Here is a 24,874-nt window from a genome sequence, read left to right on the forward strand (position 1 = left end):
GTGATCATGGCCCCGTAAGCTTCCGGCGCGTCGGGCAGTCTGTGGACCTGCCCGGTAAAGCACGACGTTGGGGCCATGATCTTCGAGGCTCGCGCCAAAGTGGCTCCGTAAAGCCGTGGAGCCGACCGTCCCAGCCACGACGTACCGCTTCTCTGGCATCAGGCGGCCGCATGTTTTGCGCGCGGCACGGGCGCCGGCCGGGCTGGAGCGGGGCGGAGACAGGAGCGCAGGCCCGGTCGGGGGCCGGGCCGCGCGCGGGGAGCGGAGCGAGCCGCCTTGATCACGTGAAGAAAGTCTGAGCCAACTCGGGTGGCTACAGCCTGAACGACAGCTCCAACTCGTCGCCCGGCAGGTGGAACTCCTCCAGGCTCAAGGGCTTGTCCGCCTCCGCGAGCGTTACGCGGATGATGTGCAGGAGCGGCACGCCGTCGGCGAGTCGGAGGGCCTGGGCCTGGTCCGGTAGGGGCATGCGGGTGCGCACGTACTCCGTGAAGTGGAGTTTGTGACCCAGGTCGGCGAGTGCGCTGTAGAGCTCCGGTGCTGGCGGCGGTGCCGCCTCCTCGTACTTGGTGTCGATCAGGACGGAGAACGGTACGTACGTCCGGTGGAGTTGGCGGAGGCGGCCGTGGTCTGCCGTCTGTAGGGCGTCGTACGTGAACATCGGCTCGCCGGGTGGGATGCGGAGTAGGTCCGCCAGGGCCAGCGGGGCGTCGGTGCGGGTGGCTACGGGTGGTTCGGCGTCGGTCCAGCGGATGCCGTCGGCTTCGATGTAGCGGCCGTCGGGGGCTCGGCGTACGCCGCGTGGGCGCGTGTGGCTGGGGCGGCTGTGGGGAGAGCGGGCGAAGGTGCCGCGGCCCATGATGGCCTCGACGAGACCGGATGCCCGTAGCTCGGACAGGCCTTGACGGACTGTGGGGCGCGTCACGCCGAACTGCTTGGCCAACGCCTCCTCGGACGGGAGCGGTTGGCCGGCCGGGAAGGTGCCGTCCAGGATGCCATCGCGCAGGTAGTCGGCGATCTGCCGGTACTTCGGCTGCGTGTTCTTCGGCGGCATGCGGGCCCTCCGTGGCCGTGGCTTCTGCGGCTGTTTCTCGTCGTAGACAGGGTGCCCACGATCGTGGACAGCTTCGCGTACGGCTGGGTCGGTTGACAACCCGTACTACGGGTTGCACTCTTGTCTGCGTCACCCGTACTACGGGTGGTCTAGCAACCCGGAGGATCGGCCTTCGGGTGCCAGAGAAGAGGAGATCCAAGAAGTGGCAAGCCTTCCGATTGACACCGCGAAGTACACGGGGATCATCTGCGCCGTTCCCCCGGCTCCGCGGGTCGCCAACCGAGAGACCGGTCAGCTCCGTGTTGACCGCGAGACCGGCAAGACCATGTATCAGGTCGGGCTCTGCCTGATGGCCGGGGCGTCGGCGGACGTCGTGAACGTGAGCGTGGCCGGTGAGCCGAGTGGGGTGCAGCTCGGCATGCCGGTGGCTGTGAGGGACCTGGTCGCCACGCCGTGGGAGAACGAGGGGCGGCACGGGATCGCGTTCCGCGCGGCGGAGATCCGGCCCCTGAACGCTCCCGCGCCGACGGGTAAGGGGGCCGCGCAGTGATGAGTCTGGCCTCCTCCACCGCTTCGGCCGGTTCGTCCGGGCCGAGTTGGGTTCTGGTGGTGGCCGCAGTGCTGGTGTCGGGCCTGCTTCTCGCGGGCCCGGCCCTGCGCCGCCGCTATCCCGTCGCCTGGTGGCTGTTACTCGGCTTCCCGGTCGCGGCCTTCCGGGTCATGCAGACCTGGCGGCCCCTGATGGCCGGATGTGGGCTCGCCGTGAGTCGGCGGCCGGCACTGACTGTGGTGTCTGGGCTCGTCGGCAATGGGGCGCCTCCGCCTCAGCCGCGGGTGCCGCGTCGCGGGTTCATACGCCCGACCTCCGGCGGGTTCGTGCTCCTCGTACGGCTGTTACCCGGCCAGGTGCCCGAGGACTTCGTCAAGGCTGCGCCTGCCATGGCGGAGGACTGGCAGGTTCACGCAGTGCGGGTGACCTCCTGGAAGCCGGGCGTCGTACGGATCGTCGCTTCGGCGGCTGACCCGTTGGCCGCGCCTCGGGTGCCGAAGCAGCGGGGCCCTGGTCATCTGCTCCGGGTGACCGTGGGTGCGTTGGAGACCGGGGCCGCGTGGGTGCTCGACCTGCGGCGCGTGCCGCACTGGCTGATCGTGGGTGCCACCCGGTCCGGCAAGTCGACGCTGATCAACGCTCTCGTCGCGGGGCTGGCTCCGCAACCCGTCGCCCTCGTCGGTATCGACTGCAAGGGCGGCATGGAGCTGTCCCTCTACGAACCGCGGTTGTCCGCCCTCGCGACCAACCGTGAACAGGCGGTCCGGCTGCTGGCCGCGCTCGTAGACCTGACCCTCGACCGCATGACCGTCTGCCGGATGGCTCGAGTCCGCAACATCTGGGGTCTGCCGGACAAGGAACGTCCCGTCCCCGTCGTCGTGATCGTCGATGAGCTGGCGGAACTGTTCCTCGTCGCGAACCGGAACGAGAAGGACGAAGCTCAGGCGGCCGGTACGGCGCTGATCCGGCTGGCCCAACTCGGCGCAGCGCTTGGGGTGTTCCTCGTTGTCGCCGGCCAACGCGTCGGCTCCGACCTGGGGCCCGGCGTCACCGCACTGCGGGCACAGCTCGGCGGCCGGGTCTGCCATCGCGTGGCCGACCCCGGTACGGCCGAAATGGCGCTCGGGGATCTGAATCCCGATGCCCTGAAGGCGGCGCAGGCCATCACCCCGGAACAGGCCGGTACGGCTGTTCTCGCATCCGGTGACGGGTGGGAGCGGGCCCGTTCGCACCTGATCACGGAGGCAGAGGCGGAAGCCGTCGCCGCCGAGTACGCGCACCTGACTCCCGTCCTGTCCGAACTGCACGTCGAAGCGCCGTGAAAGGGGCCTGCCGTGCTCGTGTCCATGTCCGCCGTTCTGCTGCTCGGCCTGCTGATCTGGTTCCTTCTCCGCATCCGGTACCTGCGGTGGATCGACGCGCTGCTCTGCGGAGCCTTCGGCTTCCTGCTCTCCAAGACCGTGGCCGCGCCGTTCGCTCAGGCCTTCCTCGACGGCGTGAACGGCTTCCTCGGCCAACTCCGCTTCTGAAACGACCCGTTGACCTGAGAGGGGTACATCCCGTGTCCGACTACGTCATCCGCTCCGGTGACCGTGCCGCGTTCCTGGCCGATCTCCGGGAGCGGGTCGACTTCCTGACAGCCAACCCCGCGGTCGTCGTACCGCGCCATGCATCGGTCGTCCTGCTGGTCGACGCATCCGACTCCACCGGTCGGCGAGAGGGAGTGGCGTGCGTCGCTGCTCCGCTCGGCGTGCCGGCGGAGGACCTTGGCCAGGGCCACTTCAGCGCTCGCCGCGAGTTCGGACCGATCGCGTACGTCGTCGTCGCGATCCCGCCCGAGGAGCGGCAGTGATCGCCCGTACGAAGGGCTCCCGACGGGGCGCGAAGTCGCCAAACCCGACCCCGTCAGGAACCCACTCCATCCGCCACATGAGCAGTGAAAGGAGCACTCACACTTTGACCAGCGCGCTTCATTCGCGCAAATCCCCGCTGCCCGACTGCGAACTCAGGCAGCGCGAGTCGGAGGTCTCGACCTGCGCCGGACGGGAACAGGTCGTCCTCGTCGGGCTCGACGACACCGAGCAACGCCTGTGTCCTGCGCACGCGGCGGCGCTCTGGCTCACGGATCCGACGTTCCGCTTCAGCGCCAAGACTCGGCCCGAGGGCATCTCGGCTGTGATGGCGCATGCGTTCGGCGGTGGGGGTGGTCGCCGATGACCATGACCCTTACGACCAACGCTGCTGCCCTGGTCGCCAGGGCAGCAGAAGCGGACTTCGCGGCCTGGAGGCGGAACATCGTCCGCCTCGGCGGCTGCACCAACCCGATTCATCTGGTCGGCGCGGCGACCGTCTACGACACGACCACGGGTGCGGCCCTGCTCTCGTACGGGTCGGACGTCTACGGCGGTCGCCTGCTCGTCGCCTGCGGCAACCGGCGCGCGACGGTCTGCCCGGCCTGCTCGGCCCTGTATCGGGCGGACACGTACCAACTCGTCCGGGCCGGGCTCGTCGGCGGCAAGAACGTCACGGAGGCGGTGAGTGGCTATCCGCGCGTGTTCGTTACACTCACCGCTCCCAGCTTCGGCCCGGTTCACACGCGGCGGGAACACGGTGGGCGCGTTCGGGCCTGTCGTCCTCGCCGGGCGGGGGAGATGTGCTCCCATGGCCGACAGATCCGATGCCTTGAGCGTCACTCGGCGGACGATCTCCGTCTTGGCGAGCCGATCTGTCCTCGTTGCTACGACTATGCGGGCGCTGTCCTCTGGCACGCGTTCGCCGGTCGGCTCTGGCATCGGTTCGGGCTCGAGCTGCGGCGAGAGGTTGCACGGCGTGCCGGGCTGTCGCGGACGGAGTTTGGGGAAGTCGCTCGGCTCTCGTACGCCAAGGTCGCCGAGTACCAGCGGCGCGGGCTGGTCCACTTCCATGGCGTGATCCGCCTCGACGGACCGGACGGCCCCGACTCGGCTCCGCCGGGCTGGGTGACCGCGCCGCTGCTTATCGACGCTGTTCGGGAGGTGGCCGGTCGGGTACGGCTGGCCGCTCCGGGAGCTGACGTCGTCGGTCCGCGGGAGCTACGCTTCGGTACGCAGGTCGACGTACGGCCGGTCACCTCGTACGGGCGCAATTCGGGGGAGCGGCCTGCCTCCGCGGCGGCCGTTGCGGGCTACATCGCCAAGTACGCCACAAAGGGAGCCGAGTCCGCTGGCGCGGTGGACGGTCGGATCTACCGCGCGCGGGACATGGTCATGTTGCCGGTGCGTGCACACGTGCTGCGCATGATCGGTACGTGCTGGTGGCTCGGCGGTCTGCCAGAGTTCGAGCCTCTCGGGCTGCGCCGGTGGGCTCACATGCTCGGGTACGGCGGGCACTTCTCCACCAAGTCACGCCGCTACTCGACGACCCTGACCGCGCTCCGACAGGCGCGTGCCGATCACCGTGCGGAGCAGCAACAGGCTGCCCTCGGCCTGGTCGACGGCCCGACTGTCACGGTCGGCCAGTGGCGTTACGCCGGACGCGGCTACTCGCCGGCCGCAGCGCTCCTGGCCGCTTCCGTGCGGGAGGGCGGTGGTCTCCATGGCGCGTGACAGCCGCGCGAAGGCGGCCGAACTGCTCACTGTCCGCCAGGTGCTCGATGAACTGGGCGGCATCTCGCGGCGCACCTTCTACCGCTGGCGGGAACTGCGGCTCGCTCCGTCCTGCATACGGCTCCCCAACGGGGAGCTCCGGGTTCGGCGGGACGTGCTCAACGACTGGTTGGAGGAGCGGGCGGAGGGGGCTGCGTCGTGAAGTCGTACAAGGTCTCCGTTTGGAAGATCTCGGTCAACAAGACGACCAAGAAACCGACGTACCTCGTGCGCTGGGTGGTCGATGGACAGCCGTTCAGCGAGTCGCACAAGACTATGGCGCTTGCTGACCGCTTCCGAGCCAAGCTGGTGCGGGCGCTCGACAAGGGCGAGCCGTTCGACACGGTCACCGGTCTGCCCGACTCGCTGCGCGGGGGCAAGGCTGCCTTGTCGTTCCTCGACTTGTCGGTGAAGTACCTGGACGCGCGTTGGTCGGAGGCGTCGGCCAAGCAACGGGACAGCATGACCGATGCACTGGCGACGGTCATTCCCGTCGTGGTTAAACCGGCACGAGGGCGGCCTGCTCCGGAGGTGCTTCGGAAGGCGTTGCGCTCGTACGTTCTGCCGGTTCCGCGACAGGAGCGGGAGCGGCCCGAGGAGATCGCGGCGGCGGTGCGGTGGATCGAGAAGGCGTCGCTGCCGGTGGGGGAGCTTCAGGAGATCGCCCGGGTACATGAGCTGATCGATGCGCTCGGTCGCAAGCTGGACGGCAAACCGGCTGCGACTCAGACGTACCGACGGCGGCGCGCGGTCGTCTTCAACGCCCTTGAGTACGCAGTGGAGTTGGAGCACCTTCCGTCGAATCCGCTGTCGCGGGTTCGTCGCAAGCGTGGGAAGCGGGCGGTGCAGGAAGTTGACCGTCGGGTGGTGGTCAATCCTCGGCAGGCTCGGGAGCTGCTGATTGCGCTCACGTACGTGGGCGGCTACGACCGGGCGAGCGGCCGGCGGCTGCGGGCGTTCTTCGGGTGCCTGTATTACGCGGCCATGCGACCGGGGGAGGCCCTGGGGCTGCGGCGTTCCGACTGCACGCTTCCGGCATCGGGGTGGGGCCGCATCGAGTTGGCGGAGACCCGTCCCACGGCGGGGAAAGCCTGGACGGACTCGGGCGAGGCTCATGACCGGCGCGGCCTGAAACAGCGGGCCCATGGCGAGGTACGCATCGTGCCGATACCGCCTCCGCTGGTGCGGCTGCTCCGTGAGCATCTGAAGGAGTTCGGTACGGCGAAGGATGGCCGGCTGTTCTCCAGCGAGCGGGGCAACGTGATCGCGGCCTCCTCGTACTCCCGAGCGTGGAAGCAGGCTCGGGAGCTGGCGCTAGTGCCTGACCAGGTCTCCTCGGTCCTGGCCTTCCGACCTTACGACCTACGCCACGCGGGCGTGTCCCAGTGGCTCAACTCCGGTGTCCCGGCCCCGGAGGTCGCCGCCCGCGCGGGCCACTCGGTCGACGTCCTTCTGAAGATCTACGCCAAGTGCATCGACGGCCAGGAGAAGGAGATGAACGACCGGATCATGGAGGGTCTGGGGGAGGGGGACGACTTGACGGACTGACATCGGTCAATGACTGACAAATAGAGCCCCGGCTGCCTCTGGTCCGGGGCTCTGGTCTGCCCACTTGCGTGCACGCAAGTGGGCGTGATCACCGACTGGTTAAGCTCCCGGCCATGGCGAATGATCTCGGCTTCACCTGCTCATGCTGCGGGGAGTACCACGCAGAGCTTCCGATGGGCTACTCGACCATGGCTCCAGATGTTTGGGACGAGAGCTACGCGGATGATCCCGACAGCATGCTCTCCGCCGACCAGTGCATCATCAAAGGCCAGCATTACTTCATCAAGGGCATGATCGAGATACCGGTGATCGGCAGGAAAGACTCTTTCGCCTGGGGCGTCTGGGTCTCCTTGAGCCGAGACAACTTCGCCCGAGCCCTTGAGGTGTGGAACACCTCCGGTCGCGAGGCTGAGAAGCCCTACTTCGGCTGGCTGACCACCAAGCTGGGTCTGTACTCGCCCAGCACACTCAACCTGAAGACGAATGCTCACACTCGTCCGGTCGGCCAGCGCCCCTATATCGAGTTGGAACCCACTGACCATCCGCTCGCCGTCGAACAGCGGACCGGTATCACCCAGGACCACGTGCGCCAGATCGCGGAGGCCATCCTCCATCCCAAGGCCGACAACGTCTGATCCGATCGACATGACCGACGAATCAGGACCCGGGCTTGTCTCTGGTCCCGGGCTCTGGTCGGTCCACAGACAGTCCACACGGCTACGCGCAGAGGTCCGCGAAATGCCTCCTGACCTGCCGCGAAGCCCCTCAAGATCAACACGCTATTACAACGTGATCACTGGCAAACGGCTGCTTTCGGCGGCATCCGCCTGCACATACGCGAAGACCCCGGCCTCAGCGTTTCCGCTGGTGACGGGGTCTTTGGGCACCTCACGATGGGTGCCCCCGGCAGGATTCGAACCTGCGCACACGGCTCCGGAGGCCGTTGCTCTATCCCCTGAGCTACGGGGGCGTGTCGGGCGCCTTGCTTGGCGGCGACGGGTAGAACCCTACCAGCTCCTTCGGGGTGTTCATGAACGGGTTTCTTGGCGCAGCGACGGGTGGCGGCCCGTGCTGTCGGGGCAGCTGGGGGCAGACGCCAGGCCTACCGCGCAGCAAGCTCCTGCGTCCGTCGCCCGAGTCCATGCCCGCTGCGTACAAGCAGTGCCCGCCGGACCCCGCGTCGGCTGGGGACGGCGGCGCCGGCGTCTGTCAGTCCCGGCCCACGCCTGCTCCGTGCAGCACCTGGCGTCCCCACGCCCAGCCCGGCGTCGTATACGGACACCCCCATCCCCCGCACAGGTTGGAAGTGAGGAAAAGCCGGACGCGGTGGCTAATGTCGACCTACTCTCGAGTTGTGCCAGGCGCTTCGGGTCGGGTGCTTGTTGTGGACGACAACAAGGTCATCCGGCAGCTGATCAGGGTCAATCTTGAGCTGGAGGGGCTCGAGGTCGTGACCGCGGCCGACGGTGCCGAGTGTCTGGATCTCGTTCATCAGGTTCGGCCCGATGCGGTGACCCTTGATGTCGTCATGCCCCGGCTGGACGGGCTGCGGACCGCCGCCCGGCTGCGTTCCGATCCGCGTACCCGTGATCTTCCCCTCGCCATCATCAGCGCCTGCACCCCGTACGAGGTGGAGACCGGGCTCGATGTCGGTGTGGACGCCTTTCTCGCCAAGCCTTTCGAGCCCGCCGAACTCGTCCGTCTCGTACAGGAGTTGATCGAGCGGAGGCGGATCGCGCGCGGTGAGGGGGGAACGGGAGGAGAGGGACGGGACGTAGGGGGCGTAGGGCTGCCGGAAGCGCTGGGGATCGGTGACGCCGAGCGGGCTGACGTCTGAGCGACGAGCTTCCAGTCGTAGCCGTAGCTACAGCAGGTGCGGCGCCCCGGATCCCCGCCCCCGCCCGTCCCACATCCCGGAACCTCCCCAAACCTGCTCGCATACCCACCCCCCTCCTCCCCTACGCTTGTCCCGTGACCCCCGTCGAGCTCTCACGTACCGTGCTGTGCGCGGTGCGTCGTGCTGTCGACGAGGGGGAGCTGAGGGTCGCCGTGCCGGCACGGGCCGTGGTCGGGCCGCCGGGGCCCGGTGGCTGTGGGGATTACGCGACCAACATCGCGTTGCAGCTCGCCCGGCCGGCCGGGCAGCCGCCCCTCCGTGTCGCCGAGATCCTCCGGCAGCATCTGGCCGGCACCGTCGGAGTCGCCGACGTCACCGTGACGGGGCCCGGGTTTATCAACATCAGTCTCGGAGACGCCGTCACCGTCGGGCTCGTGCGCGGGATTCTGCGTGAGGGGTCGGCTTACGGGCACAGTGACGCCCTAGCCGGTCAGATCGTGGAGTTGCGTATCCCGTACGAGGTCCGCGCCGAGGTCGTCGCCGACGCGCTCGCCCGCATCATCGCCTCGCAGGGCGGACGCGCCGAGGTCGCACACGGGGGAACCGTCAACCTCCGGCCCGTACCGGCGCCCGAGGACCCTGCCCCGCTCGGTCCCGACGCCGCGCGCTGGGCCCTGCTCCATCCCGCCCCGCACGACCGGCCCCGCATCCCCGCCGATCACCTGGTCCAGCGCGAGAGCAACCCTCTCTTCCGGGTCCGTTACGCCCACGCCCGCACCCGGGCCCTGACGCGTAACGCCGCCGCCCTCGGCTTCACCGCCGAGCCCGGGGACGTACGCCAGGCCTCCACCCCTGGCCCCACCCCCCTCCTCACCGCCCTCGCCGATCACCCCCGCGTCCTCGCCGCCGCGGCCGCGCATCGTGCGCCCGATCGGCTTGCCCGGCATCTCGTCATCGTCGCCGACGCCGTGCTTCCGCTGCTTCCGAGCGTGCTGCCGCTCGGGGAGGAGAAACCCTCGGCCGCCCACCGTGCCCGGCTCGCGCTCGCCGAAGCCGCCGGGGCGGTGCTGGCCGGTGGCCTGTCCCTGCTCGGCATCGACGCACCCCAACACCTCTGAGAGACGACAGAAGATGAGCCGTTCCGCACACCCCGCCGGGCCCCGTCACGCCGACGTGCTCCCCGAGGGGCACTACTCCGCCCCTCCGACCGACCTCAACAGCCTCGACTCCAAGGTGTGGGCGCAGACCGTTCGCCGGGACGCCGACGGGGTCGTCACCGTCGGCGGGATCGACGTCAAGCAGATCGCCGAGGAGTTCGGGACTCCCGCCTACGTCCTCGACGAGGCCGACTTCCGGGCCCGGGCGCGGGCCTGGCGCACCGCCTTCGGGCACGACGCCGACGTCTTCTACGCCGGCAAGGCGTTCCTGTCGCGGGCCGTGGTGCGGTGGTTGCACGAGGAGGGGCTGAATCTGGACGTGTGCTCGGGGGGTGAGCTCGCCACCGCGCTGTCCGCCGGGATGCCCGCCGACCGCATCGCCTTCCACGGCAACAACAAGTCGACCGAGGAGATCCGCAGGGCCGTCACCGCCGGGGTCGGACGGATCGTGCTCGACTCCTTCCAGGAGATCGTGCGGGTCGCGCACATCGCGCAGGAGCTGGGCAAGCGGCAGCGGGTGCAGATCCGGATCACGGTGGGGGTGGAGGCGCACACCCATGAGTTCATCGCCACCGCGCACGAGGATCAGAAGTTCGGGATTCCGCTTGCGGGTGGGCAGGCGGCGGAAGCCGTGCGGAGGGCCCTGCAGCTCGACGGGCTCGAGCTGATCGGGATTCACAGCCACATCGGGTCGCAGATCTTCGACATGTCCGGGTTCGAGGTCGCCGCCCATCGGGTGGTCGGGCTGCTGAGGGACGTCCGGGACGAGCACGGCGTCGAGCTGCCCGAGATCGACCTGGGGGGCGGGCTCGGGATCGCGTACACGAGTGACGACGACCCCCGTGAGCCGCACGAGATCGCCAAGGCGCTCACCGAGATCGTCAGCCGGGAGTGCGAGGCCGCGAAGCTGCGCACACCGCGGATCTCCGTCGAGCCGGGGCGGGCCATCGTCGGGCCGACCGCCTTCACGCTGTACGAGGTCGGCACCATCAAGCCCCTCGACGGGCTGCGGACGTACGTCTCCGTCGACGGGGGGATGTCGGACAACATCCGCACCGCGCTCTACGACGCCGAGTACAGCGTCGCTCTCGTCTCCCGGGCCTCCGACGCCGAGCCCGTGCTCGCCCGGGTCGTCGGCAAGCACTGCGAGAGCGGGGACATCGTGGTCAAGGACGCGTTCCTGCCCGGTGACCTGGCACCGGGTGACCTCATCGCCGTACCGGCGACCGGGGCGTACTGCCGGTCCATGGCCAGCAACTACAACCATGTGCCGCGGCCGCCGGTCGTCGCGGTCAAGGACGGCGAGGTTCGGGTGATCGTGCGGCGGGAGACGGAGGAGGATCTGCTGCGGCTCGACGTCGGGTAGTCCTGGATCTGACAGTGATGGATTCCGATAGTCCGGAATTCGAGACTCCGGGGCGAAAGATCTGCGGTCCCGCGGCCCCGTACAAATGAAAACAATGTCTCACGATCCGGACCGGGGATAGAAAGTCCGGTCCGGTGAGTGAGACTGGTCCAACCGTAGACGGTATGAGGAAACGAGGTCGGATGATGCGTACGCGTCCGCTGAAGGTGGCGCTGCTGGGCTGTGGGGTCGTCGGCTCAGAGGTGGCGCGCATCATGACGACGCACGCGGCCGACCTCGCCGCCCGCATCGGGGCTCCGGTGGAGCTCTCCGGGGTCGCGGTACGGCGGCCGGGCAAGGTGCGCGACGGCGTCGACCCGAAACTCGTCACCACGGATGCCACCGCCCTCGTCAAACGCGGCGACATTGATGTCGTCGTCGAGGTGATCGGGGGGATCGAGCCCGCTCGGTCGCTGATCACCACCGCCTTCGAGCACGGGGCCTCGGTCGTCTCCGCCAACAAGGCGCTGCTCGCCCAGGACGGGGCCGCCCTGCACGCCGCCGCCGAGGAGCACGGCCGGGATCTGTACTACGAGGCCGCCGTCGCCGGCGCGATCCCGTTGATCCGTCCGCTGCGCGAGTCGCTCGCCGGGGACAAGGTCAACCGGGTGCTCGGGATCGTCAACGGCACCACCAACTTCATCCTCGACAAGATGGACTCGACGGGCGCCGGCTACCAGGAGGCCCTCGACGAGGCCACCGCCCTGGGGTACGCGGAGGCCGACCCCACCGCCGACGTCGAGGGCTTCGACGCCGCCGCCAAGGCCGCCATCCTCGCCGGGATCGCCTTCCACTCGCGCGTACGGCTCGACGACGTCTACCGCGAGGGCATGACCGAGGTCACCTCCGCCGACTTCCGCTCGGCGAAGGAGATGGGCTGCACCATCAAGCTGCTCGCCATCTGTGAGCGGGCCGAGGACGGCCGGTCGGTCACCGCGCGTGTGCACCCCGCCATGATTCCGCTGACCCATCCGCTCGCCTCCGTGCGCGGCGCGTACAACGCGGTCTTCGTGGAGTCGGACGCCAGCGGTCAGCTCATGTTCTACGGCCCCGGCGCGGGCGGTGCTCCCACCGCGTCCGCCGTGCTCGGCGACCTCGTCGCCGTGTGCCGCAACCGGCTCAGCGGGGCGACGGGGCCCGGCGAGTCGTCGTACGCCGCACTGCCGGTGTCGGGGATGGGCGAGGTCGTCACTCGCTACCACATCAGCCTCGACGTCGCGGACAAACCGGGTGTTCTCGCCCAGGTCGCCACCGTGTTCGCCGAACACGGCGTTTCGATCGATACCGTGCGGCAGCAAGGACGGCAGGACGGGGACGGCGACGCCTCGCTCGTCGTCGTCACCCACCGCGCGTCCGACGCCTCCCTGTCCGGGACCGTCGAGGCGCTGCGCAAGCTCGACACCGTGCGGGGTGTCGCCAGCATCATGCGGGTTGAAGGAGAGTAACCAGCAATGACCCACCAATGGCGCGGAATCATCGAGGAGTACCGGGACCGGCTGCCCGTCTCCGCCACCACGCCGGTCGTGACGCTCCGTGAGGGCGGCACGCCCCTCGTGCCCGCGCAGGTGCTCTCCGAGCGCACGGGCTGCGAGGTCCACCTGAAGGTGGAGGGCGCGAACCCCACCGGGTCCTTCAAGGACCGCGGCATGACCATGGCCATCACGCGGGCCAAGGAGGAGGGCGCGCAGGCAGTCATCTGTGCCTCCACGGGCAACACGTCCGCCTCCGCGGCCGCCTACGCCGTGCGCGCGGGCATGGTTTCGGCCGTTCTCGTGCCGCGGGGCAAGATCGCCCTCGGCAAGATGGGGCAGGCGCTGGTGCACGGCGCCAAGATCCTCCAGGTCGACGGCAACTTCGACGACTGCCTGACCCTGGCCCGCTCGCTGAGCGACAACTACCCGGTCGCGCTCGTCAATTCGGTCAACCCGGTGCGTATCGAGGGGCAGAAGACGGCCGCCTTCGAGATCGTCGACATGCTCGGCGACGCGCCCGACATCCACGTCCTGCCGGTCGGCAACGCGGGCAACATCACGGCCTACTGGAAGGGCTACACGGAGTACGCCGCCGACGGTGTCGCCAAGCGCACGCCCCGGATGTGGGGCTTCCAGGCCTCCGGCTCCGCGCCCATCGTGCGCGGCGAGGTCGTCAAGGACCCCTCGACCATCGCCACCGCCATCCGGATCGGCAACCCGGCCTCCTGGCAGTACGCGCTCGCCGCGCGGGACGAGTCCGGCGGTGTCATCGACGAGGTGACGGACCGTGAGATCCTGCGCGCCTACCGGCTGTTGGCCGCCCAGGAGGGCGTCTTCGTGGAGCCCGCCTCCGCCGCCTCCGTGGCCGGTCTGCTGAAGGCCGCCGAGCAGGGCAAGGTGGACCCGGGCCAGACCATCGTGTGCACCGTCACCGGCAACGGCCTCAAGGACCCCGACTGGGCCGTCGCCGGCGCCCCGCAGCCGGTCACCGTTCCCGTCGACGCGGTCACCGCGGCGGAGCGCCTCGGCCTCGCCTGACAGGACCCGGCCAGGTTCCTGACCGGGCACCGGGCCAGGAACCGACGGGAACCTTCGGGCGGTTCGAGGGGTTCACCCTTACGGGGGTGCACAGGGGGCTTACGACACGCATCGTGCGCCTCCTGTGCGCCCTATGTCGCCACAGAACCTTCCTTCGATAGGCTGTACCGAACCCGCCCGCTGCATATGCCCTCGCATATGGCGCGGTGCCGCGCTGTCTCCGCGGCCAGAGGGGTCTTCGTACGTCATCGAATGTCCATCGAATGTCATTCGACAACCACGCAGCTCAAGGAGAGTCATCGAGCGATGGCCGGTCCAGCGTTCCGCGCCGCCGCCGTGCGGGTGCGCGTCCCCGCCACCAGCGCCAACCTCGGCCCGGGCTTCGACGCCCTCGGCCTGTCGCTGGGGCTCTACGACGACGTCGTCGTCCGGGTCGCCGACTCCGGGCTGCACATCGACATCGCGGGCGAGGGCAGCGAGACGCTGCCGCGTGACGAACGCCACCTTCTCGTACGGTCCCTGCGCACCGCCTTCGACCTGCTCGGCGGACAGCCGCGGGGCCTGGAGATCGTGTGCGCCAACCGCATCCCGCACGGCCGTGGCCTGGGCTCCTCCTCCGCCGCCATCTGCGCCGGCATCGTCGCCGCGCGCGCCGTGACCATAGGCGGCGAGGCCCGGCTCGACGACACGGCCCTGCTGGAGCTGGCGACCGAGATCGAGGGCCACCCCGACAACGTGGCCCCGTGTCTGCTCGGCGGTTTCACCATCGCCTGGATGGAGGCCGGAGCCGCGCGGGCGATCAGGCTGGAGCCCGCCGATTCCATCGTTCCGGTGGTTTTCGTGCCCGGAAAGCCGGTCCTGACCGAGACCGCGCGCGGCCTGCTCCCGCGCACCGTGCCGCACGTCGACGCCGCCGCCAACGCGGGCCGTGCCGCGCTGCTCGTCGAGGCCCTCACCAGGCGCCCCGAGCTGCTGCTGCCGGCCACCGAGGATCGTCTCCACCAGGAGTACCGCGCCCCCGCCATGCCGGAGAGCGCCGCCCTGGTGGAGCGGCTGCGGGCCGACGGGGTCCCGGCAGTCATCTCCGGCGCGGGGCCCACCGTGCTCGCGCTGGTCGACACCGACAGCGCCGACAAGGTGTCCCACCTGGCGGGCGAGGGCTGGGCCGCGAACCGGCTCGACCTCGACGCCCAGGGCGCGGTCGTGCTGCCCCTGTCGGCGGCAACAGATATGTGAAACCGGCCCCAGCCGGATTTCGAGAGGGGGAATGTTTGTTGGATCCGGTAGTGTTAATCTCAAGTCTGCACCCGACCCCACCATGGCGAGGTGCTTCGTGTCCCCGTCCGGGACAGACATTCTTCCGGGAGCCTCCCAAGCCGCACTGTGTTCCGTACGACGTACGCGGGCAGTACCTCGTACGCGAGCACTGAGCGACTTGCCGGGCACGCTCCGGAATCGGTGCTACCGAGCCACGTGACACTGACACCCGGTGCCACGGCCCAGGTCTTGGTCAGCGCCATCCCAGAAATTCCCTCCGCCTGCATGGGCGGACCACCGCCCCGGCACGGTCCACACAGCAAGGACCACTGCCGGACAGCACAACCGGTCGCCGAGCCAGAAGGCCGACGTCCGCTCCAGGGAAGGACCCTTCGTGAGCGACACCACCGATCTGATGGGCGCACGTGTCGAGGAGACCGCTGCCGCGCCCGCCACGGACGCCTCCGCGCCTGCCACCGGTGCCGGCTCCCGGCGGCGCCGCGGTACCGGCCTCGAGGGCATGGTGCTGGCCGAGCTGCAGCAGGTCGCCTCGGGCCTCGGCATCAGGGGCACCGCGCGGATGCGCAAGAGCCAGCTGATCGACGTCATCAAGGAAGCGCAGGCCGGCGGTGCTCCGGCCGCGAAGGCCGAGACGGCCGCCGAGACCAAGCCGAAGCGCCGGACCACCTCCAAGGCCCGCACCAGCGAGGACGCCGCCGCTCCCGCCGCCGACGCCAAGTCGGCCGAGGCCCCCGCCGAGAAGGCCGTGGCCCAGCAGCAGATCGAGATCCCCGGCCAGCCCGCCGGCGGCCCCTCCCGCGCGAGCGCGGCCGAGCGTGGCGCGGACGACGCCCCCGCCGAGCGCCGCCGCCGGCGTGCCACCGCCGAGGCCGGCGCCCCCGTCGCCTCCGGTGCGGAGACCATCGCCGCCGAGGCCAAGAGCGAGCCGAAGGCCGAGACCCCGGCCCAGGCCCAGCCGCAGGGCGACGCCGCCGACGGCGGCGACGGTCGTGGCCGTCGCGACCGCCGTGACCGCGGCCGGGACCGCGGGGACCGTCAGGACCGCGGGGACCGTCAGGACCGCGGTGAGCGCCGCAAGGGCGACGACCAGCAGGGCCAGGGCGGCCAGCGCCAGCAGCAGAACCAGCAGCAGGGCGGCGGCCGTCAGGACCGCAACGCCGGCCCGCAGGACGACGACGACTTCGACGGCGGCCGTCGCGGCCGTCGCGGGCGCTACCGGGACCGCCGTGGGCGCCGTGGCCGTGACGAGATGGGCGCCCCCGAGCCGCAGCTCGCCGAGGACGACGTCCTGATCCCCGTCGCGGGCATCCTGGACATCCTCGACAACTACGCCTTCATCCGCACCTCGGGCTACCTGCCGGGTCCGAACGACGTGTACGTCTCCCTCGCCCAGGTCCGCAAGAACGGCCTGCGCAAGGGCGACCACGTCACCGGCGCGGTCCGTCAGCCCAAGGAAGGCGAGCGGCGCGAGAAGTTCAACGCGCTGGTGCGTCTGGACTCCGTCAACGGCATGGCCCCCGAACACGGCCGTGGCCGCCCGGAGTTCAACAAGCTGACCCCGCTGTACCCGCAGGACCGGCTGCGCCTCGAGACCGACCCGGGCGTGCTGACCACCCGCATCATCGACCTCGTCGCGCCCATCGGCAAGGGCCAGCGCGGCCTGATCGTGGCCCCGCCGAAGACCGGCAAGACCATGATCATGCAGGCGATCGCCAACGCGATCACGCACAACAACCCCGAGTGCCACCTGATGGTCGTCCTGGTCGACGAGCGTCCGGAAGAGGTCACCGACATGCAGCGCTCGGTCAAGGGCGAGGTCATCTCCTCGACCTTCGACCGTCCGGCCGAGGACCACACCACGGTCGCGGAGCTGGCCATCGAGCGCGCCAAGCGTCTGGTGGAGCTGGGCCACGACGTGGTCGTGCTGCTCGACTCCATCACCCGTCTGGGCCGCGCGTACAACCTCGCGGCGCCCGCCTCCGGCCGCATCCTGTCCGGTGGTGTCGACTCGACCGCGCTGTACCCGCCGAAGCGCTTCTTCGGTGCGGCCCGCAACATCGAGGACGGCGGCTCGCTGACCATCCTCGCCACCGCGCTGGTGGACACCGGGTCCCGCATGGACGAGGTGATCTTCGAGGAGTTCAAGGGCACCGGCAACGCCGAGCTCAAGCTCGACCGCAAGCTCGCCGACAAGCGCATCTTCCCCGCGGTGGACGTCGACGCGTCCGGTACCCGTAAGGAAGAGATCCTGCTGGCCAGCGACGAGCTCGCCATCGTCTGGAAGCTGCGCCGGGTGCTGCACGCCCTCGACCAGCAGCAGGCGGTCGAACTGCTCCTCGACAAGATGAAGCAGACGAAGTCGAACGCCGAGTTCCTGATGCAGATCCAGAAGACGACCCCCACTCCGGGCAACGGAGACTGAGGCACCGCCTTCCGGCAGCGCACAAAGGCCGCGCACCGTCACAACCGTGACGGTGCGCGGCCTTTTGACGCTGTGGTGGGGGGGGGGGGGGGGGGGCCCCCCCCCCCCCCCCCGGGCGGAGGGGGGAGGTTTTTTTACCAAACAGAGCACCACCGGCCGGGCCCCAAGCCCCCGACCCCCGCCCCCCCCCCGCGGCGCCCCCCCCCGCACCGCCCCCCCCCCCCCACCCCCGGGGGGGGGGCGCGGCATTTTGCGGGGGTGGTGGTGGGGGTCAACCCCCCCCCCCACCCACCACATGTCTCACTGGGGGACTTCTTTGTCCACATCCCTGTCCGGCAGCGGCCGTCACAGACGCCGGATACGCCTGGCCCTGCCGGTCGGCGCGACCGGCCTCGTCGTGGCCGTCGCCACCGCGCTGCTGGCCTCCTCCGCCGGCGCGGCCACCTCGGTGCCGAGCACGCGGCCCACCAGGACCTCCGCGTCGGCCGGTGAGCTGGCGCAGCGCATCGCGGGCGCCGTCGCCGCCCAGCCCACCGCGAGCTCGTCGACGAGGACGAGCGGTTCCTCGGTCCACCCGAACGTCATCGGCGGCACCGACACCACCATCGCGACGGCGCCTTTCATGGCGCAGCTGTGGTACTTCGACGACAAGGGCACCACCGACACCAGCGACGACGTCAGCTTCTTCTGCGGCGGCATCGTGGTCGCGCCGACGAAGATCCTCACCGCCGCGCACTGCGTCAAGGGCTACGACTGGCACGCGCACGGCGCCGTCGTCACCGGCACGAACCAGCTGCCGACCACCTCCACGGACGCCTCCGGCACCACGACCACCGACCTGCACGGCGGCACGGACATCGGCGTGTGGCGGCAGTGGAACCACCCGTCGTACAGCGTGTCCAGCGACCACGTCCCCGACAACGACATCGCCGTGCTCACCCTGCCCGCGCCCGTCAAGGCGACGCCGATCCGCATGACGACGAACACGGACACCGGTTCGTACGCCGCCGGCACCGTCGGCACGCTCTACGGCTGGGGCCGTACCAGCTCCTCCAGCAGCGACATCTCGCCGACGCTGCAGACCGCGCAGCTGACTCTCCACGCCGACAGCACCTGCGCCAACGCCTACGCCACGTCCACCGGCTCCGACTACATCGCGGGCCACATGGTGTGCGCGGGCACCCAGAGCGGCGCCGACGCCGGCACCAAGGCGTCCTGCAACGGCGACTCCGGCGGGCCGCTGATCGTGGGCGACCGGGTCGTCGGGATCGTCTCCTGGGGGGTGGACAACTGTGTCGCCAAGGGTGGCTACAGCGTCTTCACCAAGGTCAGCGCCTACGTCGGCGCCGCCTATGCGCGCGTCGACGACACCAACCTGAGCGGTGACGCCCGGGCCGACCTGTTCCTGCGCAACTCCTCCACCAAGACGGCGTACGAGCTGGACTCCAAGGGCACCACGCTCGCCGCGCGGACCTCCTGGGGCTCCTTCAGCGGCTACAACGTCATCCTGCAGACCGACCTGAACCGGGACGGCTACCAGGACCTCGTCCTGCGCAGCAGCTCCACCGGCGCGGTCTACTGGGACCACTTCGTGCCCTCGACCAAGTCGTGGTCCCGGACGCAGATCTTCAGCAACTGGGGGAGCCGCACCCGTATCGTCGCCCCGGGCGACGTCACCGGCGACTACCTGCCCGACCTGCTCTCCGTCGACTCCGGCGGCACGCTGTGGATCTACCCGGGCAAGGGCGACGGCACCTTCGGCACCGCGGCGAAGGTCTCCACCGGCTGGAACCAGTACAACGCCCTGCTCGGGCACGGCGACTTCGACGGCGACGGCAAGACCGACCTGATCGCCCGTCAGAAGAGCACCGGCTACGTGTACCTGTATCGCGGCACCGGCAAGGCCGGTTCGGGCGCGTTCGCCGGCCGGATCCAGGTCCGCACCTGGCCCACCAGCACGTACAACACCCTGGACACCGTGGGTGACGTCAACGGTGACGGCAGGGCCGACCTCCTGGCCCGTACGCCCGGCGGCACGCTGTACCTGTACCCGGGGACCGGAAAGGCGTCGAGCGAGATCTTTGCCACAAGGGTCTCGGTTGGTACCGGTTTCCAGCAGTACGACCTGCTCGGCTGAAGCCGCAGGTGAGCGGGGCGGGCCCGTAAGCAATCGTCACTCTCTGTGCCCAACCTCCCACGGGTTGGGCACAGTGCGTTGTGCAACCCTTTCCCGAGTTTCCCCGTCTGACCGAACGGAGTGACGATGGAGCGGTGTCAATCGCGCCGAACCGGGCCTGTTCCTGACAGCAGGGGGTAACCGACCGGACGAGATTCGAGGAGCACATGTCCGCCGAGAGCACGCCGGAACCCGGCATACCGGGCGACTCCGGCACGAACGGCCCGCGCGACCGCGCCAAGGGCCGGCGTCGCAAGCCACGCAGCGAGCACCGCAAGGCCCTGATCCTGATGGCCTGGACCGCCGCGGGCATTCTCGTGCTGGGCGGCACCGGTGTCGGCTACCTGTACTTCAAGCTCAACGGCAACATCAAGAGCGTCGACATCAACCAGGCCCTCGGCAGCGACCGACCGACGAAGGTGGACAACGGCTCCGAGAACATCCTGGTCCTCGGCTCGGACTCACGGTCGGGCAGCAACAGGAAACTCGGCGGCGGCGCCGACGACGGCAGCGCCCGCTCGGACACCGCGATGATCGTGCACGTCTACAAGGGTCACAAGAGCGCCAGCGTGGTCTCCATCCCGCGGGACACCCTCGTCGACCGTCCGCAGTGCACCGACGCCAAGGGCGGCACGCACGACGCGGCGACCGCCGTGATGTTCAACTCCGCGTACTCGACGGGCGGGGCGGCCTGCGCGGTGAAGACCGTGGAGTCGGTCACCGGACTGCGCATGGACCACTACCTCGAGGTCGACTTCAGTGGCTTCCAGAAGCTGATCGACGAGCTCGGCGGTGTCCCGGTCACCACGACCAAGGACATCGACGACAAGCAGAGCCACCTCACCCTCAAGGCCGGTACCCACACGCTCAACGGCCGGCAGGCGCTCGGCCTGGTCCGCACCCGGCACGGCGTCGGCGACGGCTCAGACCTCGGCCGCATCCAGCTCCAGCAGGCGTTCATCAAGGCCCTGGTCACCCAGGTCAAGCAGGTCGGCATCTTCACCAGCCCGAAGAAGCTGTACGACCTCGCCGACACCGCCACCAGGGCCGTGACCACCGACTCCGACCTCGGCTCGGTCGACTCCCTGATGTCGTTCGCGGGCGGCCTCCAGGGCATCGGCTCCTCGCGGATGCACATGGTCACCATGCCGGTCCAGTACGACCCGGCCGACCCCAACCGCGTGATCATCGACAAGGCCAAGGCCCAGCAGGTCTGGGACGCCCTGAGGAAGGACCTCCCGATCCCACCGAACGCCACGAAGGGCACGGCCTCAGGCGAGGCCAAGGGCGTCGTGACGGCGTCGTAGCCCCCTGGGCGAACCCACCCCCGGCCTCAGGAATAGAACACGCGAACCCCCGGTTTGGGGGGATGGCACCAGTCCTGGCAGACTGGTACGTCGGCTCCGGTTCACGCCTCCGCATCCCGCGGCTGCGACCCGGCGCCCTCCCGAAACTAGGAGACACCTTGAAGCGCGACATCCACCCCGAGTACGTCGAGACCCAGGTCAGCTGCACCTGCGGCGCGTCGTTCACCACCCGCAGCACGATCTCCAGCGGCACCATCCGCGCCGAGGTCTGCTCCGAGTGCCACCCGTTCTACACGGGCAAGCAGAAGATCCTCGACACCGGTGGCCGCGTGGCCCGCTTCGAGGCCCGCTTCGGCAAGGCTGCGGCCGGCTCCAAGAAGTAGCGAGCTCCAAACCGCCGGTCCACGGCCGCGCCCTTCCGAGGCGCGCCTGGACCGGCGTTTTTGGTCGCCCGCCTTCCCCTTCCGTCCGCAGTACAGGAGCCCACAGATGTTCGAGGCCGTCGAGGAACTCGTCGGTGAGCACGCCGACCTGGAGAAGAAGCTCGCCGACCCGTCGGTCCACTCCGACCAGGCCAACGCGCGCAAGCTGAACAAGCGTTACGCCGAGCTCACCCCGATCGTCGCCACGTACCGCTCCTGGAAGCAGACCGGCGACGACATCGAGACGGCGCGGGAGTTCGCCGCCGCCGATCCCGACTTCGCGGCCGAGGTCAAGGAGTTGGAGAAGACGCGCGAGGAGCTGACGGAGAAGCTGCGGCTGCTGCTCGTCCCGCGCGACCCCAGCGACGACAAGGACGTCATCCTCGAGATCAAGGCCGGCGCCGGCGGCGACGAGTCGGCGCTCTTCGCCGGCGACCTGCTGCGCATGTACCTGCGCTACGCCGAGCGCGTCGGCTGGAAGACCGAGATCATCGACGCCACCGAGTCCGAGCTGGGCGGCTACAAGGACGTCCAGGTCGCCGTGAAGACCAAGGGCGGCCAGGGCGCCACCGAGCCCGGCCAGGGCGTCTGGGCGCGGCTGAAGTACGAGGGCGGGGTGCACCGCGTGCAGCGCGTGCCGGCCACCGAGTCCCAGGGCCGTATCCACACCTCCGCGGCCGGTGTGCTCGTCACCCCGGAGGCCGAGGAGGTCGACGTCGAGATCAACCCGAACGACCTCCGCATCGACGTCTACCGCTCCTCCGGACCCGGCGGACAGTCCGTCAACACCACCGACTCCGCCGTACGGATCACCCACCTCCCCACCGGCGTCGTCGCCTCCTGCCAGAACGAGAAGAGCCAGCTGCAGAACAAGGAGCAGGCGATGCGTATCCTGCGCTCCAGGCTGCTCGCTGCGGCGCAGGAGGAGGCGGAGAAGGAGGCCGCGGACGCCCGCCGCAGCCAGGTCCGCACCGTCGACCGCTCCGAGAAGATCCGTACCTACAACTTCCCGGAGAACCGCATCTCGGACCACCGCGTCGGCTTCAAGGCGTACAACCTGGACCAGGTCCTGGACGGCGACCTCGACGCGGTGATCCAGGCCTGCGTCGACGCGGACTCGGCGGCGAAGCTGGCGGCCGCGTAAGAGGTAGCGGCGCACGACCCAGTACGACACGGAGGAATGCGTGAACCTGCTGCTCGCAGAGGTGGCACAGGCCACCCAGCGGCTGGCCGACGCCGGCGTGCCCTCGCCGCGCAACGACGCGGAGGAACTCGCCGCGTTCGTGCACGGCGTGAAGCGGGGCGCGCTGCACTCCGTGAAGGACTCCGACTTCGACGCCCGCTACTGGGAGGTCATCGCCCGGCGTGAGCAGCGCGAGCCGTTGCAGCACATCACCGGGCGGGCCTACTTCCGGTACCTCGAACTCCAGGTGGGTCCGGGCGTGTTCGTGCCCCGCCCGGAGACCGAGTCCGTGGTCGGCTGGGCCATAGACGCCGTCCGCGCGATGGACGTCGTCGAGCCGACCATCGTCGACCTGTGCACCGGCTCCGGCGCGATCGCGCTCGCCCTCGCCCAGGAGGTCCCGCGCTCCAAGGTGCACGCCGTGGAGCTGTCCGAGGACGCCCTCGCGTGGACCCGCAAGAACGTCGAGGGCTCGCGGGTCGACCTGCGGCAGGGCAACGCCCTGGACGCCTTCCCCGACCTCGACGGGCACGTCGACCTGGTCATCTCCAACCCGCCCTACATCCCGCTCACCGAATGGGAGTACGTCGCTCCCGAGGCGCGGGACTACGATCCCGAACTCGCCCTGTTCTCCGGCGAGGACGGCCTCGACCTCATCCGCGGTCTGGAACGGACCGCACACCGGCTCCTGCGCCCCGGCGGGGTCGTCGTCGTCGAACACGCCGACACCCAGGGCGGCCAGGTGCCGTGGATCTTCACGGAGGAACGGGGGTGGGCCGACGCGGCCGACCACCCGGACCTCAACAACCGCCCCCGGTTCGCCACGGCCCGCAAGGCACTGCCGTGAGCACCCCGAAGACTCTCAGCCCGAAGCACGTGTACGAGGAGGCCCGCTAGACATGGCACGGCGATACGACACCAACGACGCGACCGACCGCACGACCGGTCTGCGCGAAGCCGCGTCCGCCGTCCGCCGTGGCGAGCTCGTGGTCCTCCCGACCGACACGGTGTACGGCATCGGCGCGGACGCGTTCTCCTCGGAGGCCGTCGCCGACCTGCTCGAGGCCAAGGGGCGGGGCCGCAACATGCCCACCCCCGTCCTCATCGGCTCCCCGAACACCCTGCACGGCCTCGTCACGGACTTCTCCGAGCTGGCCTGGGAACTGGTCGACGCGTTCTGGCCGGGCGCCCTCACGCTCGTCGCCAAGCACCAGCCGTCGCTGCAGTGGGACCTGGGGGACACCCGGGGCACGGTGGCCGTCCGCATGCCGCTGCACCCCGTCGCCATCGAGCTGCTGACCGAGGTCGGCCCCATGGCCGTGTCCTCCGCGAACCTCACGGGTCACCCGGCTCCCGAGGACTGCGACGCCGCCCAGGAGATGCTCGGCGACTCGGTCTCCGTCTATCTCGACGGCGGCCCGACCCCGGCCAACGTCCCGTCCTCCATCGTCGACGTCACCGGCCCGGTGCCGGTGCTGCTACGCGAGGGCGCGATCTCCCCGGACGAGCTGCGGAAGGTCGTACCCGACCTCGAGGTGGCGAATTGACAGCCCCTGACGCGGGGCGTGGCATAGGCGACAAGGCGGGAGCCGGCGTCACATCCCCGGCCGGGCGCGCGACGCCTGGCACGCCGGCTCGCCGCGTTGCCGAACCGCCCACGTGGCTCCTCCCCCATGCTCGAACAGACTCGCACGGGGGCACCCCCATGACCCCGCGCGCTGATCCGGCCGGGAATGTGACGCCGGCTCCAAGCGCGGCGGAGATCACCACGACGTTCGTGGGGCTGCCACGTGACTGCTTTCGCATCCTCCACGTCAGCACCGGCAACGTCTGCCGCTCGCCCATCACCGAGCGGCTGACCCGGCATTACGTGAAACAGCGGCTCGGCATCCTGGGTGGCGGGCTGATCGTGGAGAGTGCGGGCACCTGGGGCCACGAGGGCGCGCCGATGGAGGCCAACGCGGAGACCGTGCTGGCCGACTTCGGCGCGGACGCCTCCGGGTTCGTCGGCCGCGAACTGCTGGACGAGCACGTGATCATGGCCGACCTGGTGCTGACCGCGACCCGGGACCACCGCGCGCAGGTCATCTCTATGGGCCACTCGGCGGGCCTGCGCACCTTCACGCTGAAGGAGTTCACCCGTCTGGTCCGCGCCATAGACCCGGCCACGCTGCCCCCGCTGGAGGACGGCGTGGTCGTCCGCGCGCGGGCCCTGGTCCGCGCGGCGGCCGCTCTACGCGGGTGGCTCCTGGCGCCCACGGCGGAGGCGGACGAGGTGTACGACCCCTACGGCGCCCCCCTGCCCTTCTTCCGCTCCATCGGCGACGAGATACACCAGGCACTGGACCCGGTCGTGACGGCTCTGACGGGGGTTCCGGCGCGCGCCTGACGCCACGACCCCC

The 24,874-nt window shown here is 69.9% G+C and carries 24 protein-coding genes and 1 tRNA gene; 23 read left to right on the forward strand and 2 right to left on the reverse strand.

Features of this window, described 5'->3' with window-relative positions; all coding sequences use genetic code 11:
* Positions 1–313 precede the first annotated feature (313 nt).
* The gene (locus ACIRVK_RS02010) at positions 314–1,054 is read right to left on the reverse strand and encodes a GntR family transcriptional regulator (protein WP_404242947.1); all 741 of its coding nucleotides are present in this window, start codon (positions 1,052–1,054) and stop codon (positions 314–316) included.
* Positions 1,055–1,256: 202 nt separating this feature from the next.
* Between ACIRVK_RS02010 and ACIRVK_RS02015 the strand changes: the two genes are divergently transcribed.
* The 9 genes from ACIRVK_RS02015 (at position 1,257) to ACIRVK_RS02055 (ending at position 7,410) form a co-directional block, all read left to right on the forward strand.
* Positions 1,257–1,604, forward strand: a complete 348-nt coding sequence (locus ACIRVK_RS02015; RefSeq protein ID WP_351479727.1) for a hypothetical protein — start codon at positions 1,257–1,259, stop codon at positions 1,602–1,604.
* Positions 1,604–2,926, forward strand: a complete 1,323-nt coding sequence (locus ACIRVK_RS02020; RefSeq protein WP_404242950.1) for an FtsK/SpoIIIE domain-containing protein — start codon at positions 1,604–1,606, stop codon at positions 2,924–2,926. The genes ACIRVK_RS02015 and ACIRVK_RS02020 overlap by 1 nt, the downstream gene beginning before the upstream one ends.
* 12 nt (positions 2,927–2,938) lie before the next feature.
* The gene (locus tag ACIRVK_RS02025) at positions 2,939–3,133 is read left to right on the forward strand and encodes a hypothetical protein (protein ID WP_133044655.1); all 195 of its coding nucleotides are present in this window, start codon (positions 2,939–2,941) and stop codon (positions 3,131–3,133) included.
* A 32-nt stretch (positions 3,134–3,165) separates the two neighbouring features.
* Positions 3,166–3,456 (forward strand): hypothetical protein, encoded by a 291-nt coding sequence (locus ACIRVK_RS02030; protein WP_404242953.1) that lies wholly within the window; start codon positions 3,166–3,168, stop codon positions 3,454–3,456.
* A gap of 104 nt (positions 3,457–3,560) precedes the next feature.
* Entirely contained in the window at positions 3,561–3,821 is a 261-nt protein-coding gene (locus ACIRVK_RS02035; RefSeq protein ID WP_404242955.1) for a hypothetical protein, read from the forward strand.
* Positions 3,822–3,823: 2 nt separating this feature from the next.
* Complete coding sequence (locus ACIRVK_RS02040; RefSeq protein WP_404243147.1) at positions 3,824–5,188, forward strand: replication initiator; 1,365 nt, start codon at positions 3,824–3,826, stop codon at positions 5,186–5,188.
* Positions 5,178–5,390, forward strand: coding sequence for a helix-turn-helix transcriptional regulator (locus ACIRVK_RS02045; RefSeq protein WP_404242957.1), 213 nt, complete (start codon positions 5,178–5,180; stop codon positions 5,388–5,390). Before ACIRVK_RS02040 ends, ACIRVK_RS02045 begins: the two co-directional genes overlap by 11 nt.
* Positions 5,387–6,775: a tyrosine-type recombinase/integrase gene (locus tag ACIRVK_RS02050; protein WP_404242959.1), complete on the forward strand. Its 1,389-nt coding sequence runs from the start codon at positions 5,387–5,389 to the stop codon at positions 6,773–6,775. Before ACIRVK_RS02045 ends, ACIRVK_RS02050 begins: the two co-directional genes overlap by 4 nt.
* Positions 6,776–6,888: 113 nt before the next feature.
* On the forward strand, positions 6,889–7,410 hold the full coding sequence (locus ACIRVK_RS02055; protein ID WP_404242961.1) for a DUF2199 domain-containing protein: 522 nt from the start codon (positions 6,889–6,891) through the stop codon (positions 7,408–7,410).
* Between the two features lie 263 nt (positions 7,411–7,673).
* Here the strand turns inward: ACIRVK_RS02055 and ACIRVK_RS02060 are convergent.
* A tRNA-Arg gene (locus ACIRVK_RS02060) sits at positions 7,674–7,745 on the reverse strand.
* A gap of 363 nt (positions 7,746–8,108) precedes the next feature.
* Between ACIRVK_RS02060 and ACIRVK_RS02065 the strand changes: the two genes are divergently transcribed.
* From ACIRVK_RS02065 to ACIRVK_RS02130, 14 genes are all read left to right on the forward strand, one after another.
* Positions 8,109–8,612: a response regulator gene (locus ACIRVK_RS02065; RefSeq protein ID WP_404242963.1), complete on the forward strand. Its 504-nt coding sequence runs from the start codon at positions 8,109–8,111 to the stop codon at positions 8,610–8,612.
* Between the two features lie 134 nt (positions 8,613–8,746).
* On the forward strand, positions 8,747–9,730 hold the full coding sequence (nrtL, locus tag ACIRVK_RS02070; protein ID WP_404242965.1) for an ArgS-related anticodon-binding protein NrtL: 984 nt from the start codon (positions 8,747–8,749) through the stop codon (positions 9,728–9,730).
* A gap of 13 nt (positions 9,731–9,743) precedes the next feature.
* Positions 9,744–11,135: a diaminopimelate decarboxylase gene (gene lysA / locus ACIRVK_RS02075; RefSeq protein ID WP_404242967.1), complete on the forward strand. Its 1,392-nt coding sequence runs from the start codon at positions 9,744–9,746 to the stop codon at positions 11,133–11,135.
* A 182-nt stretch (positions 11,136–11,317) separates the two neighbouring features.
* Positions 11,318–12,619 (forward strand): homoserine dehydrogenase, encoded by a 1,302-nt coding sequence (locus ACIRVK_RS02080; RefSeq protein ID WP_404242969.1) that lies wholly within the window; start codon positions 11,318–11,320, stop codon positions 12,617–12,619.
* A gap of 6 nt (positions 12,620–12,625) precedes the next feature.
* Complete coding sequence (thrC, locus tag ACIRVK_RS02085; protein WP_404242971.1) at positions 12,626–13,684, forward strand: threonine synthase; 1,059 nt, start codon at positions 12,626–12,628, stop codon at positions 13,682–13,684.
* 306 nt (positions 13,685–13,990) lie between these two features.
* Complete coding sequence (gene thrB / locus ACIRVK_RS02090) at positions 13,991–14,920, forward strand: homoserine kinase (RefSeq protein ID WP_404242973.1); 930 nt, start codon at positions 13,991–13,993, stop codon at positions 14,918–14,920.
* 415 nt (positions 14,921–15,335) lie between these two features.
* Positions 15,336–17,384 carry a transcription termination factor Rho gene (gene rho, locus ACIRVK_RS02095; RefSeq protein ID WP_404242975.1) on the forward strand — a complete coding sequence of 683 codons (2,049 nt, stop codon included), beginning with the start codon at positions 15,336–15,338 and terminating at the stop codon, positions 17,382–17,384.
* Between the two features lie 295 nt (positions 17,385–17,679).
* On the forward strand, positions 17,680–19,521 hold the full coding sequence (locus ACIRVK_RS02100; protein WP_404242977.1) for a trypsin-like serine protease: 1,842 nt from the start codon (positions 17,680–17,682) through the stop codon (positions 19,519–19,521).
* 206 nt (positions 19,522–19,727) lie between these two features.
* A complete protein-coding gene (locus ACIRVK_RS02105; RefSeq protein WP_404242979.1) occupies positions 19,728–20,867 on the forward strand; it encodes an LCP family protein in 1,140 nt (379 codons plus the stop codon).
* Between the two features lie 158 nt (positions 20,868–21,025).
* The gene (gene rpmE / locus ACIRVK_RS02110; RefSeq protein ID WP_019753312.1) at positions 21,026–21,250 is read left to right on the forward strand and encodes a 50S ribosomal protein L31; all 225 of its coding nucleotides are present in this window, start codon (positions 21,026–21,028) and stop codon (positions 21,248–21,250) included.
* 106 nt (positions 21,251–21,356) lie between these two features.
* Positions 21,357–22,433: a peptide chain release factor 1 gene (prfA, locus tag ACIRVK_RS02115; protein ID WP_404242981.1), complete on the forward strand. Its 1,077-nt coding sequence runs from the start codon at positions 21,357–21,359 to the stop codon at positions 22,431–22,433.
* A gap of 40 nt (positions 22,434–22,473) precedes the next feature.
* Complete coding sequence (prmC, locus tag ACIRVK_RS02120) at positions 22,474–23,319, forward strand: peptide chain release factor N(5)-glutamine methyltransferase (protein WP_404242983.1); 846 nt, start codon at positions 22,474–22,476, stop codon at positions 23,317–23,319.
* A gap of 52 nt (positions 23,320–23,371) precedes the next feature.
* Positions 23,372–24,019: an L-threonylcarbamoyladenylate synthase gene (locus ACIRVK_RS02125; protein WP_404242985.1), complete on the forward strand. Its 648-nt coding sequence runs from the start codon at positions 23,372–23,374 to the stop codon at positions 24,017–24,019.
* 158 nt (positions 24,020–24,177) lie between these two features.
* Complete coding sequence (locus tag ACIRVK_RS02130; RefSeq protein WP_404242987.1) at positions 24,178–24,861, forward strand: protein-tyrosine-phosphatase; 684 nt, start codon at positions 24,178–24,180, stop codon at positions 24,859–24,861.
* Positions 24,862–24,874 lie beyond the last annotated feature (13 nt).

The sequence above is a fragment of the Streptomyces sp. NPDC101152 genome, from assembly GCF_044768275.1.
Taxonomy (GTDB): Bacteria; Actinomycetota; Actinomycetes; order Streptomycetales; family Streptomycetaceae; genus Streptomyces.